Below are 774 nucleotides of genomic sequence, written 5' to 3'. Positions count from 1 at the left end.
AAGCTCCGCTGCTGCCCCCTCAAGACTGGGCACCTGTGCAAGGCCATCGCCGTTCTGCAGAACTACGAAGTCGCCCGAGGATGAAAAGAGGTCAGTGATGTCCGCGAAGATGTCGCTTTTCCAGAAGTCATAGCCCCGTACACCGATGATGCCACCGCGAGGACCGAAACCTCCGTTCCCCACCTCCAGATACAACCGCCGTAGCAGCGAAGGAAGCGGGTAACCGATGGCCTCTTCAGCCTCAGCGACCGCCTCGGACGAGGCCACCGGTAGTACATCGGGCCCCGGGTCTGACCGTATCGCTTCGAAGATCTCATCCTCGGTCATGATCTGCACTCCGCGTACGGAGACCGCTGGAGGAAAAGCCAGAAGTCGTCTGCGTCCATAAGGCTGCATGCTGTCAGCTTCGACCGACAATGCCACAACACAGAGGCACCGAACGCGTGCCAGATCCGTGCCAGAACGAGCGGCGATCAGCGGTGAATCACGGGGACTCAGGGTCACTCGACCAGCCTCGACCTGCACCCCCGCTTTCCCAGCTCAGCAGGGCAAGATCAGTAGATGGCTCCCAAGCTGACAGCGCGGGTTCGATTCCCGTCACCCGCTCCAGTGAGCCCTTTTCATCCTGAGTAGCGGCCCTCTTCGATGAGCTGCAGGACGAGGATGGCCTGGACGAGTGCGGTCGCTCGATGCGGGCAGCAGCGCAGCTTGGTCAGCACCTTCCAACTCTTCAAGGTCGCGACGGCGCGTTCGCCGATGGCGCGGATGCGGGCG

The 774-nt window shown here is 61.9% G+C and carries 1 protein-coding gene and 1 pseudogene; both read right to left on the bottom strand.

Features of this window, described 5'->3' with window-relative positions:
- A partial coding sequence (locus tag ABFX50_RS50840) for an SMI1/KNR4 family protein (RefSeq protein WP_346158537.1) occupies positions 1-327 on the bottom strand: 327 nt, incomplete at its 3' end.
- 293 nt (positions 328-620) lie between these two features.
- A pseudogene (locus tag ABFX50_RS50835) lies at positions 621-774 on the bottom strand (IS5/IS1182 family transposase); the annotation flags it as partial.

Origin of the sequence: Nonomuraea recticatena (genome assembly GCF_039533245.1) — a bacterium.
GTDB lineage: Bacteria > Actinomycetota > Actinomycetes > Streptosporangiales > Streptosporangiaceae > Nonomuraea > Nonomuraea roseola.
Note: the sequence above shows the minus strand (reverse complement) of the source record. Positions and strands in the feature narration are given on the sequence as shown.